Origin of the sequence: Staphylococcus roterodami (genome assembly GCA_022493055.1) — a bacterium.
GTDB classification, from domain to species: domain Bacteria; phylum Bacillota; class Bacilli; order Staphylococcales; family Staphylococcaceae; genus Staphylococcus; species Staphylococcus singaporensis.
On record CP092781.1, the window covers coordinates 614,798 to 633,695 of the forward strand.

Genomic DNA, 18,898 nt, shown 5'->3' on the forward strand with positions numbered 1-18,898 from the left:
GATACTCCTATACTAAAATTAATACGCTACCAACGCCAGCACCGATGCCAAACGCAGTAACCAATGCTTCTAATGATTTCGTTGTGAACATCAACATGTGTCCACCAAATAAATCTTGTATTGCATTTGTTATTAATACACCAGGGACAATGGGCATGACTGCGGCAATGATAATAGTTGCTAAGTCACCTGTTGGAATAAGTGTATGTCCAATAACAGCGATAATCCCGATGACTAAGGAGCCTATAAATTCAGGGATAAACTGTGCATGTAACTTACGATCTAGAATTTCAGTAACTAAGTATCCTAGACTACCCGCTAGTATTGCCGTTAAGACATCAATCAATCTACCACCTTGTAAATATAAGAAACTCATTGCAATCATTGCTGCAGCAAAACCTTTAAAAGGAAGACTGCTGTCTCGCTTAGCTACATATATTTTTTCGAGCTGTGATTTTGCTTCTTCTAATGTAATTTCATTATTTGTAATTTGACGCGAAATTTTATTCGCCTGCGATATTTTAATTAAGTTAGTATCCCGAGAGGTAATTCTAAATATTCTAGGAAACGATTCCGAATGTAATGTAAACTGAATGACAGTATTTGTAACAAAGCTGTTACTTTCACTGTAGCCAAGTTTTTTTGCAATACGTGTCATTGTATCTTCTACACGCGTACCTTCTGCACCAGATTCTAATAATATGCGGGCAACTAGCATTACAACATCTTTAATTAGTACTTCTTGTTTATATTCTTCTGAATTTATATCCATGTCATCACCATTGTTTTAAGAATTAATACTCATTATAGTTTATACACTATAAAATAACCACATGAGCTATTGAAAAGTTGTTATTGATCTAAAATAACTAATATTTGAAACGATTATAATAACAAACATCGGAAATCTTTGTAGCCAATATTCTCTTATTGGATAAAAAGGAAAATTTATTGAAAAAATTCGACAAAAATATGTTTCAAATATTTCAAATAGGTTAAAATAATATTAGTTAACCATTACAAAAATTGTATAGAGTAGCGACTGTATAATTTCTATTGAGGTTAACGTTTATATGTAGTGATAGTAGTTAAAGTTCTCCCAAGGAAGACTACTCGGGTACACTTTGCTATGCGCAAAGTGTACCTTGTTATTGATAATACAATAGCACATTATTAAAAGTTCAAACATAAAGATTTCAACTATTTACTAAATCACATCTTATGTATACGGGAATATACTGAAGATAAACGAAAAATTCCAAGCTTATTCATTTAAGCTTGGAATTTTTTATTAACTTATAGTCATTATCGTAGGTTATGAAATCGCAAAAAATTGATTAAATTCGTCTGTATTTAAAATATGACCTACGAAGAAACTTCCAAAATCACCATAACGTGCTGTTGTTTCATCAAAACGCATTTCATAAACAATTTTTTTGAATTGTAATACATCATCGGAGAACAATGTTACGCCCCATTCGAAATCATCGAAACCAACAGAACCTGTGATGAACTGTTTGATTTTACCAGCATATTTTCGGCCAATCATACCATGGTCATACATTAATTTTTGGCGTTCTTCCATAGTTAACATATACCAGTTATAAGTTTCATTACGTCGCTTATTCATTGGGTAGAAACAAATATAATCAGAATGTGGTAATTCAGGATAAAGTCTAGCTTTTACATGTGGATTCTCATATGGATCTTCATCTGATTTACCAGCTAAATAATTACTTAATTCAATTACAGATACATATGAATAAGTTGGGATTAAGAAGTCGGCAATACGTAATTTATTAAATTCATTTTCAATATGGTTTAAGGTCTTCATTTCTGGACGTAGGAACCATAATAATAAATCTGCTTTTTGTCCAGTTATATTGTAAATTGCTTGATCACCTGCATTTGATGATCTTACAGTTGCTGTACTTTCTAAAAATGACTGTAATTCAGCGACAAGTGCATCATGTTCATCCTTTGGAACTAGGCGCAATGATGCCCAATCAACTGCATAAAATAAGTGTAGACTATACCAACCATCTAAAGTTTCGGCTGCTTGACTCATGTGAATCGCTCCTTTTCAAAAATCATCAGTTCTTTACAAATTTTATCATAAACAATAGTATGAACGATAAAATAATGATTACAAAATGGTGACTTGGCATTATAAAATAAAATGGCGTATAATTATACCGTGAATTATTAATAAAAACATCAATCTAGGAGGATATTATGGCTGATTTATTAAATGTATTAAAAGACAAACTTTCTGGTAAAAACGTTAAAATCGTATTGCCTGAAGGAGAGGACGAACGTGTTCTAACTGCAGCAACACAATTACAACAAACGGATTATGTAACACCAATCGTATTGGGTGATGTAGAAAAAGTTCAATCACTAGCGCAAAAATTAAACCTTGATATTACTAATATTGAATTAATCAACCCTGCAACAAGTGAATTGAAAGCAGAATTAGTTCAATCATTTGTTGAACGTCGTAAAGGTAAAGCTACTGAAGAACAAGCACAAGAATTATTAAACAATGTGAACTACTTCGGAACGATGTTAGTATACGCTGGTAAAGCTGATGGATTAGTAAGTGGTGCTGCACATTCAACAGGTGATACTGTACGCCCAGCATTACAAATTATTAAAACTAAGCCAGGAGTATCAAGAACTTCAGGTATTTTCTTCATGATTAAAGGTGACGAGCAATACATTTTTGGTGATTGTGCAATTAACCCTGTACTTGATTCACAAGGTCTTGCAGAAATTGCAGTAGAAAGTGCTAAATCAGCATTAAGCTTTGGTATGGATCCAAAAGTTGCAATGTTAAGCTTTTCAACAAAAGGTTCTGCTAAATCAGACGATGTAACTAAAGTTCAAGAAGCTGTAAAATTAGCACAACAAAAAGCTGAAGAAGAAAAATTAGATGCCATTATTGATGGTGAATTCCAATTTGATGCTGCGATCGTACCAGGTGTTGCAGAGAAAAAAGCGCCAGGTGCTAAATTGCAAGGAGATGCAAATGTCTTTGTATTCCCAAGTTTAGAAGCGGGTAATATTGGATATAAAATTGCACAACGTTTAGGTGGATACGATGCAGTTGGTCCAGTATTACAAGGTTTAAATTCTCCAGTAAATGACTTATCTCGTGGCTGTTCAATTGAAGATATATACAATTTATCAATTATCACAGCAGCACAAACATTACAATAACAATGGATTTAGCGAGTAAATATTTTAATGGTGTCAACTGGCGATATATAGACCATTCATCAGGATTAGAACCGATGCAATCTTTCGCTTTCGATGATACGTTTTCTGAAAGTGTAGGCAAAGATTTGTCGGATAATGTTGTTCGTACTTGGGTGCATCAACATACAGTTATATTAGGGATTCATGATTCAAGATTACCTTTTTTGAAAGATGGCATTGAGTATTTAACAAATGAGATTGGATATAATGCCATCGTTAGAAATTCAGGTGGTTTAGGTGTTGTGCTCGATCAAGGTGTATTAAATATTTCACTGATATTTAAAGGGCAGACAGAAACAACTATAGATGAAGCATTCACTGTGATGTATTTATTAATTAGTAAGATGTTTGAAGATGAGAACGTTGATATTGATACAATGGAAATTGAACATTCATATTGCCCAGGAAAATTCGACTTAAGTATTGATGGCAAGAAATTTGCAGGCATATCACAACGAAGAGTTAGAGGTGGCATTGCCGTACAAATTTATCTATGTGTTGAAGGATCCGGTTCAGAACGTGCATTAATGATGCAAAAATTTTATACACATGCTTTAAAAGGTGAAGTTACAAAATTTAAGTATCCTGAAATTGAACCATCATGCATGGCATCTTTGGAAACATTACTAAATAAAACAATCACAGTTCAAGATGTTATGTTTTCATTGCTTTATGCAATTAAAGACCTTGGTGGTGTCTTGAACATGACACCTGTAACGAATGAAGAATGGCAAAGATTTGATAAATATTTCGATAAAATGATTGATAGAAATAAAAAAATGACAGACAATATGCAGTAGTCTCGAGAAATAGCAGTCCCTTTCATAGAAATGTTTGGGGCTGTTATTTTTCATATTAAGTATAAAAAAGTTAATCGAATTAATTTTAAAATGGGACGTCATTCAATTGAAAGTAATGATATGATTGAAATGATAAAATTTTAAATTAAATTTTTAACTTGAGGCATTAAATGTACTAAGAAATGGGTATAAGGAATGAATGTGAATAGTTAAATAATCATACTATATATTGAAATGTTCTAATACTTTAGTAGTAAATCTATATATTCCAATAATTATTTGTAGTATTATAGTTAGGGTGGAAAATTATAAATTGTAGGGCTATTTTATAAAAATATAAAAATCTGAGATATCACTTGATAAGATATAAACTTTGAAGTTATTGAAAGTTAGATTTATACTAATCAAGTTAAATCAATTATAAACTGAAAATAAAGTTTTTATACATAGTAATAATAATACAAGCAAAAGACTGTAAAATACAATAAACGCATTTGCGTAAACAACTTAGAATATGATGTCTTTTACTATTAAAAAATAATGATTCAAGTATAGGATAAATATAAAAGGTGATATTGACATGACAAGAAAAGGATATGGGGAATCGACAGGAAAGATTATTTTAATAGGGGAACATGCTGTTACGTTTGGAGAGCCAGCGATTGCAGTACCGTTTAACGCAGGTAAAATTAAAGTTTTAATAGAAGCGTTAGAAAGTGGGAACTATTCATCTATTAAAAGTGATGTCTATGATGGCATGTTATATGATGCGCCTGAACATCTTAAGTCTTTGGTGAACCGTTTTGTAGAATTAAATAATATTACAGAGCCGCTAGCAGTTACGATTCAAACGAATTTACCACCATCACGTGGATTAGGATCAAGTGCAGCTGTTGCGGTAGCTTTTGTTCGTGCAAGTTATGATTATTTAGGGAAATCCTTAACGAAGGAAGAACTTATTGAAAAGGCAAATTGGGCAGAACAAATTGCACATGGTAAACCGAGTGGCATCGACACACAAACGATTGTTTCTGGAAAACCTGTTTGGTTCCAAAAAGGTCATGCTGAAACATTGAAAACATTAAGTTTAGATGGTTATATGGTTGTGATTGATACTGGTGTGAAAGGTTCGACCAGACAAGCAGTCGAGGATGTTCATAAACTTTGTGAGAATCCTCAGTACATGACACATGTAAAACATATCGGTAATTTAGTTTTACGTGCGAGTGATGTGATTGAACATCATAACTTTGAAGCCTTAGCGGATATCTTTAATGAATGTCATGCGGATTTAAAAGCATTGACAGTTAGTCATGATAAAATAGAACAATTAATGAAAATTGGTAAGGAAAATGGCGCCATTGCAGGTAAACTTACAGGTGCTGGTCGAGGTGGAAGTATGTTATTGCTTGCTAAAGACTTACCAACAGCGAAAAATATTGTGAAAGCTGTAGAAAAAGCTGGTGCAGCACATACATGGATTGAGAATTTAGGAGGTTAATGCGTTGATTAAAAGTGGCAAAGCACGTGCACATACAAATATTGCACTTATAAAATATTGGGGTAAAAAAGATGAAGCACTTATCATTCCAATGAATAATAGCATATCTGTTACATTAGAAAAATTTTACACTGAAACGAAAGTCACTTTTAACGACCAGTTGACACAGGATCAATTTATGTTGAATGGTGAACAGGTTAGTGGTAAAGAATTTGAGAAAATTTCAAAATATATGGATATTGTCAGAAATAGAGCTGACATCGATTGGTATGCAGAAATTGAAAGCAACAATTTTGTACCAACTGCAGCAGGATTGGCTTCATCAGCGAGTGCATATGCAGCTTTAGCAGCAGCTTGTAATGAAGCGCTAGACATGCAGTTGTCAGATAAAGACTTATCGAGATTGGCGCGAATTGGTTCTGGTTCTGCGTCGCGTAGTATTTATGGTGGATTTGCAGAATGGGAAAAAGGGTATAGTGATGAGACGTCATATGCCGTTCCACTTGAATCAGACCATTTTGAAGATGACCTTGCCATGATATTTGTTGTGATTAATCAACATTCTAAAAAGGTACCTAGTCGATATGGTATGTCATTGACACGAAACACATCAAGGTTTTACCAATATTGGTTAGATCATATTGATGAAGATTTAGCTGAAGCAAAAGCAGCGATTCAAGACAAAGATTTTAAACGCCTTGGTGAAGTAATTGAAGAAAATGGTTTACGTATGCATGCTACAAACCTAGGATCAACACCGCCGTTCACATATCTTGTGCAAGAAAGTTATGATGTCATGGCGCTCGTTCACGAATGCCGAGAAGCGGGATATCCGTGTTATTTTACGATGGATGCGGGTCCTAATGTGAAAATACTTGTAGAAAAGAAAAACAAGCAACAGATTATAGATAAATTATTAACACAGTTTGATAATAACCAAATTATTGATAGTGACATTATTGCCACAGGAATTGAAATAATTGAGTAAGGAAGAGATAAAATGATTCAGGTCAAAGCACCCGGAAAACTTTATATTGCTGGAGAATATGCTGTAACAGAACCAGGATATAAATCTGTACTTATAGCATTAGATCGCTTTGTAACTGCTACTATTGAGGAAGCAGATAATTACAAAGGTACCATTCATTCAAAAGCTTTACATCATAACCCAGTAACATTTAGTAGAGATGAAGATAGTATTGTCATCTCAGATCCACATGCAGCAAAACAATTAAATTATGTGGTTACAGCTATTGAAATATTTGAACAGTATGCTAAAAGTTGCAATATTGCAATGAAGCATTTTCATCTGACAATTGATAGTAATTTAGATGATTCAAATGGCCACAAATATGGATTAGGTTCAAGTGCAGCAGTACTTGTGTCAGTTATAAAAGTATTGAATGAATTTTATGATATGAAGTTATCTAATTTATACATTTATAAACTGGCAGTAATTGCAAATATGAAGTTACAAAGTTTAAGTTCATGCGGAGATATTGCCGTTAGTGTTTATAGTGGATGGTTAGCGTATAGTACTTTTGATCATGAATGGGTTAAACATCAAATTGAAGATACAACTGTGGAAGAAGTTTTAATCAAAAACTGGCCTGGATTACACATCGAACCATTACAAGCTCCTGAAAATATGGAAGTACTTATCGGTTGGACTGGCTCACCGGCGTCATCACCACACTTTGTTAGTGAAGTGAAACGTTTAAAATCAGATCCTTCATTTTACGGAGACTTCTTAGAAGATTCACATCGTTGTGTTGAAAAGCTTATTCATGCTTTTAAAACAAACAATATTAAAGGTGTGCAAAAGATGGTACGCCAGAATCGTACTATTATTCAACGTATGGATAAAGAAGCTACAGTTGATATAGAAACTGAAAAGCTAAAATATTTATGTGATATCGCTGAAAAGTATCACGGCGCATCTAAAACATCGGGCGCTGGTGGTGGAGACTGTGGTATTACAATTATTGATAAAGATGTAGATAAAGAAAAAATATATGACGAATGGACAAAACATGGTATTAAACCTTTAAAATTTAATATTTATCATGGGCAATAAATGAATTGATAGGGGAGCAATCATCTAATTTAATTAGAAGAGTGATGCTCCATTTTTTATTGTCAGTCGTGTTACGTATCTTGAAAAAAATATTAAAAAGAGTAAAATAGATAGAGTTAACGAAAAAATTAATGAAATCAACGATATAGATATGATAAAGAAAGGTGGGTAGCAATATGAAAAATACATTCCTTATTTGTGATGAATGTCAGGCAGTCAATATAAAAACGTTACAAAAAAAGCTGGAAAAATTAGATCCCGATGCTGAAATCGTTATAGGTTGTCAATCTTATTGTGGACCTGGACGCCGTAAAACATTCACTTTTGTAAATAACCGCCCACTGGCTGCGCTTACTGAAGAAGAATTGATCGAAAAAGTTTCTCAACAATTAAAGAAACCTCGTGATCCTGATGAAGAAGAGCGTTTAAGAAAACGACATGAAGAACGTAAACGTCGTAAAGAAGAACAAGATAGAAAGCTTAAAGAAAAATTAGAAAAGCGAAAAGCACAACAATAAAACCTGATGGCAGCATCATTCAATGCGTGCCACCAGGTTTTTATGTCTCATTTAGAAATTAAATAAATCATTAAATGATTCGGCCATCGTAGGATGTGTATAAATATTATCTCGTAATACGGTATATGGAATGTTTTGATCAATCGCAAGTTTAATTATATTAATTAATTCTTCAGATTGCTTACCATATAATGTAGCTCCTAAAATCATATTATTTTCATTATTAATGACTACTTTAAATAAACCCCTTGGATCATTGTTAATTTTGTGACGAGGTATTGCACTTACTAAAAGTTGGTGTTCAGTGTAATCATAATGTTGCGCGGCAGCTTCTTTACTAGTTAATCCAACACGTGATAATGGTGGATCTATAAATACTGTATAAGGCACGCTGCCTCTATTGTCAGTCGTACGTGACTGATTACCATATAACGCTGATTTGATAATTCGATAATCATCTAAAGATATATACGTAAATTGAAGTCCCCCTTTAACATCACCTGCAGCATAAATATGTGGCACAGATGTTTGAAGTTGAGCATTGACTTTAATTTCGCCTCTATCGCCTAATTCGATATCAGTATTTTCTAAAGCTAAATCCGTATTCGGTTTGCGTCCGATAGCCAAAAGTACTGCATCAGCCTCAAAGTTGCCAACGTTAGTATGGACTGTTGTATGATGATCATCAGATGATAATTCAGTCGTTTCAACATTTGTATGCAATGCAATGCCTTTATTTTCTAAGTCAGTAATAGCATGTGCAACGACATCTTGATCTTCGCGTGGCATAAATGATTCACCACGTTCTAATACTGTAACCTTACTACCTAAATTCGCAAACATCGAAGCAAATTCTAAGGCGATATAACCGCCACCTACAATAACGAGGTGCTTAGGTTGATAGCTAATGTTTAATAAACCTGTTGAATCGAAGACGTGTTTAGCTTGATCAAGGCCTCTAATGTTAGGAATGACAGAGGTAGCACCAGTATTAATAATGATATGAGGTGCAGTAATACTATCGGCGATATCGCCATGCTGATCTAATAAATTCACTTCAGTATTAGATTTAAACTGTGCTTTAAAATCCAGTACATCAATGTTGCTATCGTCTGCTAATAAGTGGTAATTTTTATTGTTTAGCGCATTGACAACATCGTTTTTACGGTTATAACTTGCTTCAAAAGATTTGCCTTCTAACCCATCATGTACAAGTGTCTTCGAAGGTATACATCCTATATTTATACAAGTGCCGCCGTACATTTTCGAAGATTGTTCGATAACTGCGACATGTTGACCTGTTGATGCAGCATATTTCGCTAAAGTTTTACCAGCTTTCCCAAATCCTATTACAATTAAATCATATGTTTTCATGACATAAATCCTCCTTTTGAATGTCTTCAATGACATCTTTGATTGTTTTTCCATTATAAAAATTAATAATGATATTCTGTTCGTCTTGCTGATAATGTGACATGGTAGTTGCAATATTACGAGCAATTTGACAGTGACTGCCTTCGTCGCCAGTAAATAGACGTGTGTGGTGTTCTTTCTCTAAGACAAAATGTTTATATAATGTTGCTAGAGAGACGTCAGCACTTTGATCATTTGCTAAATAACCGCCATCTTTACCTCGTATTGTGTCAATCATATTTAAATCGACAAGTTGAGTCGTCACGCGTCGTAATTGAACAGGATTTAAACAAGTTAATTCTGCTAATGAACTACTATTGAATTTTTCTGAATGATGCTTAGTTAAAAAAGCTAATACATGCACGGCAATGTTAAATTCTAAATTCAATATTTCTCACCTCGTAATTGTAACTTTATTAGTTACAATTAAAAATCATTTTGTTCAATGTGTCAATACTTATGACTATTTTTGTAGAAAATGTAATGAATCAGATATGATTTTAGAATGGTTTGAAATGACAGATTGTTGATTTAAGTGTTAGAGAGATATAAAGGATGCTCGTTTCAAAATTGGTGAAAGTAAAGTTTTAAATCGTTTTGTTATGTGTAATTGTTTTGATTGACTTTTGATTTTTGAAGTTTGCAAATACGTCATTATGAAGAATGATTAGAGTGATTTAACACTCATTTAAATCGTAAATATATTTTAAGACATTAATATATATTAGGTTAAGGATGTTGTCGCAATAAAATTAAAATATTGAAAGATAATTTTTATTGATTAATTGCGAATATACAAAGACACCATTATATCCATATGCTAAAATAAGAAAAAAGGCGACATGTTATCTCAATTTACTTGCATCGAGACTCCCTTTACATAAGAAATAATCATCGCCGAGTTTTAAAATTTACAATTTTTTAGATGTAAAAAGCATTTGGTTTTAAATAGTTTGAAAATTACATATTTTTGGAAAAGGAGCATGCCGATGAGTATTGACATGTATTTAGACAGATCTCGAAACCAAGCTTCAAGTGTGGGTGATTTGAGTCAATCAATGAATTCAAATTATGATGCGTTGGAAAAAGCGATTACTCAATTTATCAATGATGATGCACTTAAAGGTAAAGCATATACGTCAGCTAAGCAATTTTTTAGTACGGTGTTAATTCCATTATCAACAAGTATGAAAACATTGAGTGATTTAACGAAGCAAGCTTGCGATAATTTCGTGTCACGTTATACGAGTGAGGTTGATAGCATATCTTTAAAAGAATCAGAACTTGAAGAAGATATTAGATCATTAAGTCAACAAATTACGCGATATGAAAATTTAACTAACAATTTGAAAAAGCATGCTTCCGATAATCAGCAAGCCATTTCATCGAACCAACAAATAATACAAACATTAGGTCAACAAAAACATGAATTAGAAGAGAAGCTACGCAAATTGCGTGAGTTTAATCAAAAAGCACCAGAAATATTTAAAGAAGTTGAAGAATTTCAAAAAATTGTCCAACAAGGACTTACACAAGCGCAAAATTTTTGGAACTTTTCAACAAATCAATTTAATATTCCTTCAGGTAAAGAACTTGATTGGGCCAAAGCAAGCCATGAAAAATATTTGAAAGTTGCCATGGGGAAAATTGAACATAAAGCAGAGAAAGAAACTTTAAATAAAGCAGACTTTGCTGTTATAAAGGCATATGCCAAAGAGCATCCAGAAGAAGATATCCCGAAAAGTATAATGAAATATATAAATGACAATAAAGACAGTATTAAACGAGATATAGGATTAGATATCACGTCAACACTTTTAGAGCAAGGCGGTATAAATGCAAGTAAATTCGGTGTATTTATCAATACAGCAGGTGGTGTGAAAGGCCCAGCCGGTCCAAATTCATTTGTAGAAGTCAAACGTACATCAGGTAATGTGTTTATAGAAAATGGTAGTAAATTTGCAAAAGGCGGAAAATACCTAGGTAAAGGTGTTGCTGGTGTAGGATTTGGTATAGGTATGTATGATGACCTTGCAAATGATGATAAAACATTTGGAGAGGCGTTGTCGCATAATGGTATGACACTTGCAGCAGGTGTTGGTACAACTGCTTTAATTACCGCTTTCCTAGGTAGTAACCCTGTTGGTATAGCTGTTTTGGCTGGCTTTGCTTTAGGATGTTTAGCTACGAAATTCGCCGATTGGGCATATCAAAATAATTGGAAAGGCATAAAAGATAAAACAGATTGGGTAGGTCACAAAATAGACGACGGTATTGATGTTGTTAAAAAATCTACAGAAAAAGCAGTAGATAGTGTTGGGAATGTTGTTGGTGAAGCTACAAAAAGTATTTCTGATCATATAAACCCTATGAAATGGAGTTGGTAAACTATGCTTTGTGAATCTCGAGCCATTAGTAAAAACTCAAAATATAGAATTATTAAATATAATGATGAATATTTGATGATCGATTTAGTAAGTACCTGGTTAACTTTATTTCTTCCGATGATGAATTGGTTAATCCCTAAAAAATACGTGAAGATTAGTAAAGAAGAATTTGAAAATTTAAAGATTGTAAAACCTGTTAAAAATAATGCTTTTTGGCCAGCTGCAGGTGGCTCAGTTTTATTTGGAGTTACATTCAGGAAATATACTCAATTTCTTAATATTCAATTAGAAAAAAACTTGGTTATTGCCATATGTTGCATGATATTTCTAGCTGTTTTTACATTATTTATATATTTAAATAAAAAATTAAAGTTGCATATGTTTGAGGACAATAAAAATGATAACGATAAAATCATATTAATCCCTACATTTAAAAATATTTGCTTATCCCTAATTGCCTATGTGTTTTTCGGTGGCTTTTCGATAATGATTTTAAGTATGTTGATGACCTTTAACCCTCAAAATATAATAGAATTCTTAGCTTTGTTTGGTATGATTGCAGCTTTCTTTATAGCAAACAGGTCTTCAATTATCGATAAAAATGTATACGCAATACTAAGGTCAAAAGAGGTTGAGAAGTGATTAAATTAGCTAGAATTGCATATTTAAAAGGTGGTTTAAAAAAGCACTAGTTCAATTTTAAAATAGCAATATAGAGCGTGTAATTTTGTCTGATAGCTCTCATAATATTGTTCGCTAGTAATCCAATTGGTTGGGCAGTTGTTGGTGTATTAGCTTTTCCCTCTCTTGTTGACATGTTTGCAGATTGAGCTTATCAAACAAATAAACTTGGATTACAGGATAAAACGGATTGGATAGGTCACAAAATAGACGATGGCATACACGTTGTAAAAGAATCCGCAGAAGTTACCATAGATAGTGTAGAAAATACAGTGGGTGAAGCTACAAAAAGTATCGGTAAACATATTAAACCAATGAAATGGGTGTGGTAAACATTGCTTTGTGAATCCAGAGTCATTAATAAAAATCCAAAATACAGGATCATTAAATATAATGAGGAGTATTTGATGGTTGACTTAGCAAATAACTGGCTAACGTTATTTCTTCCTATGATGAATTGGTTTATCCCTAAAAAATACGTGAAGATTAATAAAGAAGAATTTGATAATTTAAACCTTGTTAAACCTTCGAAAAATAGAGCTTTTTGGCCAGCTGCAGGTGGCTCAATTTTATTTGGAGTTACGTTCAGAAAGTATACTCATTTACTCGATATCCAACTAGAAAAAAGTTTAGTTATTACCATATGTTTTATAACATTCTTAAGTATTTTAATCTTTTTTATGAAATTAAATCAAAAATTAAAATTAAAAGTTTTTAATAAAAATAAAGAACATAAAGAAAAAGTTATGCTACTACCTACTTTCAAACATTTTTGTTTTGTACTATTTTCTTATTTATTTTCGGGATTTTTTTCAATAATGAGTCTATGTATGTTAATAACTATAGACTCCCAGAATATAATAGTATTTATTGCTTGGATTATAATGACAATGCTTTTCTTTCTATTGAATATGGCTTCAATTGGCAATAAAAATGTTCACGTTATATTCAAAATATAATTGACAACATTTAAAATTTTCTAAATGTTGTCGACTCAATCCTTTTAAGACGCTTGTAAAATTCAAAAGACTTCTAATGTAGTATGATGGTGTATTAGATATAAATCCAATGAAATGGGCGTGGTGAGTTTTGCTTTGCGAATTTAAAATTATCAACAAAAATCCAAAATATAGAATTATTAAGTATAATGATGAATATTTGATGGTTGATTTAGCAAGTAGTTGGATAGTATTTTTTCTTCCAATGCTCAATTGGTTTATCCCTAAAAATTACGTCAAAATTAGCAAGGAAGAATTTGATGTCTTAAACATTTTCAAACCAGTTAGAAATAATGCTTTTTGGCCTGTTACAGGCGCTTTAGTTTTACTTGTAACCTTGTCGAAAAAATATATTTATTTGCTCAATACCCATTTAGACAAAAAAACAGTAATAATCATATGTTTTGTCATGTTTCTATGTGTAATAACATGGTTTTTATACTTGAACCAAAAACTAAAACTACATAATTGGGACAAAAATAAAGGTGAAAACGAAAAAATTATATTAATACCTACGTTAAAAAATATATTTATATCTTTGTTAGCTTATATATTTTTTGGCGACTTTTCAATTTTATCTCTAAATATATTATTAACAATGAATTCTCAAAATATAATAGGATTTCTTGGTTGGATTGTAACGACGTCATGTTTCTTTTTTGTTAACAGGTCATCAATAATTGGTGGAAATGTTCGTGTCATACTTAAAAAGCATTAGCAATCGCTAAATTTAAAGTCAATTGAGAACTTTAAAGTTTTAGCATGGAAGTTATAAAAATCTGCATATTATAAAGGATATCAAACAATAATATTTTAATTTAGTAATATATTCAATATTTTAAAATCATGAGAATAGCTGATTAATTGTTTGAACTTAAAAAGATATGAAGTGGGCGAGGTAAAAATGTTATGTGAGTCCTGGAATATAAATAAGAACCCGAGATATAAAATTATAAAATATAAGAACGAGTTTTTAATGGTTGATGTAACTAGTTCTTGGATTTTCTTTTTCATTCCAATGCTTAATTGGGGTGTACCTAAGAAATATGCGAAGATTAGTCAAAGTGAGTTTGAAGAATTAAATACATTTACACCGAAAAATAGTAGCTCAGCTGGATGGATAGCAGGTGGGGGATCAGTTTTATTAGCAGTATTGACGAGAAAATATATACAGTTGTTAAATATACAAATTAATCAAATTGCTGTGAATATTTTATGCTCTCTCGTACTTTTGGGGTTTTTCCTTTCGGCTTTATATATTAATTCGAAATCTAAGTTAAACGTTTATGATAGAAATAACTGTGATGAAAAGATAATTTTAATACCAACTTTTAAAAATTTATGCTTAATGCTCCTTTCGTATATTATTTTTGGTAGTTTAAGCATACTTGCTTTTTATATGTTTATCACAGAAGGTATTCAAAACATCATTTTATTTATTACTTGGATTATGCTTGTAATAATGTTCTTACTTAGTAATGTAGCTTTGGTAGTCAATAAAAAAGTAAATGTTATAAAAAGGTAGAAAAATGACTAACAATATTATGTTAGCCGTTCTTCAAATAAAGATTACTAAGTAAAAGTAGGAAGTGATAAACGATGCTATGTGATATTAGAGTTATTAATAAAAATCCGAGATATAAAGTCGTTCAATATAATGATGAGTATTTGTTAATTGACTTAGTAAGCACTTGGCTTGTATACTTTTTTCCTTTTATTAATTGGTTCATTCCCAAAAATTATGCAAAACTTAGCGAGAAGGAACTTGAAAATTTAAATGTTGATAAACAAAATAAAAATAATATTTTCTGGCCAGTTACTGGTAGTTCGTTTTTATTAGTAGTTATTTTACGGAAATATGTACATACGTTTGAAGTTCAATTAGAAAATAAGATTTTAATAGCTTTATGTTTTATAGGATTTATAGGTATTGCAGTATTTTACATTTACTTAAATAAAAAGCTTAAACTAAAGATATATGATGATAATCTAGATAATGAAAATAAGGTTATATTAATGCCTACTTTTAAAGATGGAAGTTTTATAGTTTTCACATATCTATTATTAGGAGGTTGTTCAATATTATTTTTAATATGGCTATTGACTATAAAACCTCAAAATCTACTGGTATTTATTATGTGGATTATTATTACTATTTTCTTCTTTCTAATAAGCAAGGGCTCAATTAGTAATAAAAAGGTTTATGCCAAACTTAAAAAGCAATAGAAATTACTAAACTTAGATTGTAGTTCGCAAGTTAAGTAATAAGCAGGAAAATAGTATGTTGTTAAAATGCAAAAGACCTATAAAGTATCTGAAAGTGTATTAGATATAAAACCAACGAGACGGAAGTGGAAATATTGCTTTGCGAGGTTAGAGTTGTAAACAAAAATCCCAGATATAGAATTATTAAATATAAAAACGACTATCTGATGATTGATTTAGTAAGCACCTGGTTAGTTTTGTTCTTTCCGTTTATTAATTGGTTCATCCCAAAAAGATATGTCCAAATCAGTAGAGAAGAGTTTGATAATTTAAATATTGTTAAACCAGTTAAAAATAAAGCTTTATGGCCAGTTATAGGTAGCATACTTTTATTTGGCACTATGTTTAAAGATAAAATATATATACCTGATTCTCATTTAGAAAAAAATTGCGTTATTATCATTTGTTCGGTTTTATTATTAAGTATTCTAGTGTTTTATATATATTTAAATCAGAAAGTAAAGTTATCTATCTATAATAATCGGAGTAGCAATGGAAAAATTATGATTTTTCCATCATTCAAGAATCTTTGCTTTGTACTATTTTCTTATTTTTTCTGTGGTGGATTATCAATCATGTTCTTAGATGTTTTGATTAGTTTATCTATCCAAAATATTATAGTATTTATTGCTTGGGTTATTATGACAATGCTATTTTTCTTTATAAATATGTCTTCAATAATAGACAAAAAGATTCATGTTATATATTTAAGGTCATATAAAAATTAATTTTGATACAAAAGGGCACAAGTGTTTTGAGAAACACAAACGATAATATAGCTGTGTGAATTTGTTATTAATAGGAAGTGATAATTATTGCTTTGTGAAACCGAAATTATCAATAAAAATCCGAAATACAGAGTTATTAAGTATGATGATGAGTATTTAATGGTCGATGTAATAAGCACTTGGCTTGTATACTTTTTTCCATTTATTAATTGGTTCATTCCAAAAAGATGCGCCAAAATTAGTAGAGAAGAGTATGAAAAACTGAACACTGTTAAGCCAGTTAAAAATAAAACTTTTTGGCCTGTTGCAGGAGGAACAATCTTACTAGGTGTTACTTCCAGAAAGTACATACACTTACTTAATATTCAATTAGAAAAAATATTGGTTATAATTATATGCTTCGTTGTATTTCTATGTATTTTAATCTTTTTTGTGCTTCTGAATCGAAAATTAAAATTGAAAGTTTTCGATAATAAAAAAGAAGAACAAAAAATAATTTTAGTACCAACATTAAAAAATGCTGTTCTTATATTATATGGCTATTTGTTGATTGGAGGCATGTCAATATTAGCTTTAAGCATGTTGCTGACATTAGAAAACCAGAATTTAATAACTTTTATAGCTTGGGGTATTGGGTTAATGTTGTTTTTCTTGATGAATATAACTCTCGTTGTCAATAAAAAATCCAAAGTTATAAAAACGTGAATAAATAACTAATTATATTACGTTGGCCATTCTTCAAATAAAAAATAATTAGAATAAGGTGGAAGTGATAAACATTGCTTTGTGAATCTCGATTCATTAATAAAAACCCAAAATACAGAATCATTAAATATAATGAGGAGTATTTCATGGTTGATTTAGTAAGTACTTGGATTGCTTATTTTTTGCCCATGATTAATTGGTTTATTCCCAAAAAGTACGCGAAAATTAGTAGAGAAGAATTTGAAAGTTTAAATATTGTGAAACCCGCTAAAAATAATACTTTCTGGCCTGTTGCAGGATTTGCAGTGTTATTAACAACCTTAACAAGAAAATATATTTATTTGCTTAATATCCATTTAGAAAAAGAATTAGTTATATTAACATGCTGTATGATACTTCTAGGTGTTTTCGCATTGTTTATATATATAAATACAAAATTAAAGTTACATTTTTTTGATAAAAATAAAAGTAATGACGAAAAGATCATATTAATACCTACATTTAAAAATATTTGTTTATCCTTATTTGCTTATATATTTTTTGGTGGATTGTCAACAATGGCTCTGAGTATGTTAGTAACTACATCCCCTCAAAATATAATAGAATTTCTTGCTTTAATTGGCATGACTGTATGCTTCTTTCTACTGAATATGTCATCGGTTCTAGATAAAAAAATTCATGTTATTTTAAAAACAAATAAGTAGTAAAATTGATTAACTTAGGTAGTATCGGATACTTAAATGTTGGTTCATAAAAAGCAATGATTTTAAATCGAGGAGCTATCTTAGAACAGGGAAATAAAAAAGCCAAAGTTATAAAAAGCGAATTAATAACTAATTATATTATGTTAGCCACGCTTCAAATAAAAAATAATTAGAATAAGGTGGAATTGATAATCAATGCTTTGCGAATCTAAAGTTATTAATAAAAACCCTAAATATCGAATAATCAAATACGATAGTGAATATTTAATGATTGATTTGGCAAGTAATTGGATTGTCTTCTTCTTTCCATTTATTAACTGGCTCGTACCGAAAAAATATGTCAAAGTCACTAAGAATGATTATGAGAAATTAAATATTGTAAAACCAGTTAAAAATAAATCGATAGTATGGACTGTATTCGCGAGTATTGTGCTACTTGGTGGTACTGTAAGAAGAAACGCTTATTTATTTGATTTTCAATTAGAAGAAATAATTGTTTGGAGCAAAGCTGTTTCATTGGGTTTTTAGGGATTATATTTTTTTATTGTTATCTAAATAAGAAATTAACATTAAATATTTATAATGAAAGTAAAAATAATGAACTTAAATTAAGATTATTACCCTCCTTTAAAAATATTTGTTTCACAATTTTTTATTACCTATTTACTGGTTTCATGTCTTATGGGGCATTTTACTTGTTGGTGTTTGAAAATGTACAAAATTTAATCTTATATGTTTCTTGGCTTTTCATGACTATGCTATTCATGTTTATGAATATGCATTCAATTATAGATAAAAAAGTACATATATTCTTAAAGTCTAATAAATAGTTACAAATTTAGTTAGTTTTCAATTGTTAA

20 protein-coding genes and 1 pseudogene are annotated in these 18,898 nt (G+C 30.9%); 17 read left to right on the top strand and 4 right to left on the bottom strand.

From position 1 onward, the window contains the following. Positions 1–7: 7 nt before the first annotated feature. Together ML436_02940 and ML436_02945 are read right to left on the bottom strand one after the other, a co-directional pair. Complete coding sequence (locus ML436_02940) at positions 8–772, bottom strand: threonine/serine exporter ThrE family protein (GenBank protein ID UMT78699.1); 765 nt, start codon at positions 770–772, stop codon at positions 8–10. A gap of 543 nt (positions 773–1,315) precedes the next feature. Beyond that, positions 1,316–2,068 carry a heme-dependent peroxidase gene (locus tag ML436_02945; protein ID UMT78700.1) on the bottom strand — a complete coding sequence of 251 codons (753 nt, stop codon included), beginning with the start codon at positions 2,066–2,068 and terminating at the stop codon, positions 1,316–1,318. A gap of 167 nt (positions 2,069–2,235) precedes the next feature. Between ML436_02945 and pta the strand changes: the two genes are divergently transcribed. The 6 genes from pta (at position 2,236) to ML436_02975 (ending at position 8,157) form a co-directional block, all read left to right on the top strand. Beyond that, positions 2,236–3,222 (top strand): phosphate acetyltransferase, encoded by a 987-nt coding sequence (gene pta, locus ML436_02950; protein ID UMT78701.1) that lies wholly within the window; start codon positions 2,236–2,238, stop codon positions 3,220–3,222. 2 nt (positions 3,223–3,224) lie between these two features. Then, positions 3,225–4,061: a lipoate--protein ligase family protein gene (locus ML436_02955; protein ID UMT78702.1), complete on the top strand. Its 837-nt coding sequence runs from the start codon at positions 3,225–3,227 to the stop codon at positions 4,059–4,061. Between the two features lie 580 nt (positions 4,062–4,641). Continuing rightward, positions 4,642–5,562: a mevalonate kinase gene (gene mvk / locus ML436_02960; GenBank protein ID UMT78703.1), complete on the top strand. Its 921-nt coding sequence runs from the start codon at positions 4,642–4,644 to the stop codon at positions 5,560–5,562. 4 nt (positions 5,563–5,566) lie between these two features. Further along, the gene (gene mvaD / locus ML436_02965) at positions 5,567–6,550 is read left to right on the top strand and encodes a diphosphomevalonate decarboxylase (GenBank protein ID UMT78704.1); all 984 of its coding nucleotides are present in this window, start codon (positions 5,567–5,569) and stop codon (positions 6,548–6,550) included. Positions 6,551–6,562: 12 nt separating this feature from the next. Continuing rightward, complete coding sequence (locus ML436_02970; protein ID UMT78705.1) at positions 6,563–7,639, top strand: phosphomevalonate kinase; 1,077 nt, start codon at positions 6,563–6,565, stop codon at positions 7,637–7,639. Between the two features lie 176 nt (positions 7,640–7,815). Next, the gene (locus ML436_02975) at positions 7,816–8,157 is read left to right on the top strand and encodes a YuzB family protein (GenBank protein ID UMT78706.1); all 342 of its coding nucleotides are present in this window, start codon (positions 7,816–7,818) and stop codon (positions 8,155–8,157) included. 51 nt (positions 8,158–8,208) lie between these two features. Here the strand turns inward: ML436_02975 and ML436_02980 are convergent, their stop codons facing one another. Together ML436_02980 and ML436_02985 are read right to left on the bottom strand one after the other, a co-directional pair. After that, the gene (locus ML436_02980; protein UMT78707.1) at positions 8,209–9,531 is read right to left on the bottom strand and encodes an FAD-containing oxidoreductase; all 1,323 of its coding nucleotides are present in this window, start codon (positions 9,529–9,531) and stop codon (positions 8,209–8,211) included. Continuing rightward, a complete protein-coding gene (locus tag ML436_02985; protein UMT78708.1) occupies positions 9,518–9,958 on the bottom strand; it encodes an Rrf2 family transcriptional regulator in 441 nt (146 codons plus the stop codon). The genes ML436_02980 and ML436_02985 overlap by 14 nt, the downstream gene beginning before the upstream one ends. Before the next feature lie 601 nt (positions 9,959–10,559). On the opposite strand from ML436_02985, the gene ML436_02990 reads away from it, so the two are divergent. From ML436_02990 to ML436_03040, 11 genes and pseudogenes are all read left to right on the top strand, one after another. Next, positions 10,560–11,957: an LXG domain-containing protein gene (locus ML436_02990; protein UMT78709.1), complete on the top strand. Its 1,398-nt coding sequence runs from the start codon at positions 10,560–10,562 to the stop codon at positions 11,955–11,957. 3 nt (positions 11,958–11,960) lie between these two features. Continuing rightward, positions 11,961–12,599: a DUF443 domain-containing protein gene (locus ML436_02995; protein ID UMT78710.1), complete on the top strand. Its 639-nt coding sequence runs from the start codon at positions 11,961–11,963 to the stop codon at positions 12,597–12,599. 374 nt (positions 12,600–12,973) lie between these two features. Next, positions 12,974–13,597, top strand: coding sequence for a DUF443 domain-containing protein (locus ML436_03000; GenBank protein ID UMT78711.1), 624 nt, complete (start codon positions 12,974–12,976; stop codon positions 13,595–13,597). Positions 13,598–13,727: 130 nt separating this feature from the next. After that, positions 13,728–14,354 carry a DUF443 domain-containing protein gene (locus tag ML436_03005; protein ID UMT78712.1) on the top strand — a complete coding sequence of 209 codons (627 nt, stop codon included), beginning with the start codon at positions 13,728–13,730 and terminating at the stop codon, positions 14,352–14,354. A gap of 186 nt (positions 14,355–14,540) precedes the next feature. Next, a complete protein-coding gene (locus tag ML436_03010; GenBank protein UMT78713.1) occupies positions 14,541–15,161 on the top strand; it encodes a DUF443 family protein in 621 nt (206 codons plus the stop codon). Between the two features lie 74 nt (positions 15,162–15,235). Further along, positions 15,236–15,862, top strand: a complete 627-nt coding sequence (locus ML436_03015) for a DUF443 domain-containing protein (protein UMT78714.1) — start codon at positions 15,236–15,238, stop codon at positions 15,860–15,862. 125 nt (positions 15,863–15,987) lie between these two features. Next, positions 15,988–16,629: a DUF443 domain-containing protein gene (locus tag ML436_03020; protein ID UMT78715.1), complete on the top strand. Its 642-nt coding sequence runs from the start codon at positions 15,988–15,990 to the stop codon at positions 16,627–16,629. Positions 16,630–16,716: 87 nt separating this feature from the next. Then, positions 16,717–17,334, top strand: coding sequence for a DUF443 domain-containing protein (locus ML436_03025; protein UMT78716.1), 618 nt, complete (start codon positions 16,717–16,719; stop codon positions 17,332–17,334). Between the two features lie 74 nt (positions 17,335–17,408). Next, positions 17,409–18,038: a DUF443 domain-containing protein gene (locus ML436_03030; protein ID UMT78717.1), complete on the top strand. Its 630-nt coding sequence runs from the start codon at positions 17,409–17,411 to the stop codon at positions 18,036–18,038. 56 nt (positions 18,039–18,094) lie between these two features. Continuing rightward, positions 18,095–18,211, top strand: coding sequence for a hypothetical protein (locus tag ML436_03035; GenBank protein UMT78718.1), 117 nt, complete (start codon positions 18,095–18,097; stop codon positions 18,209–18,211). A 22-nt stretch (positions 18,212–18,233) separates the two neighbouring features. Then, positions 18,234–18,868, top strand: a pseudogene (locus tag ML436_03040) (DUF443 domain-containing protein). Positions 18,869–18,898 lie beyond the last annotated feature (30 nt).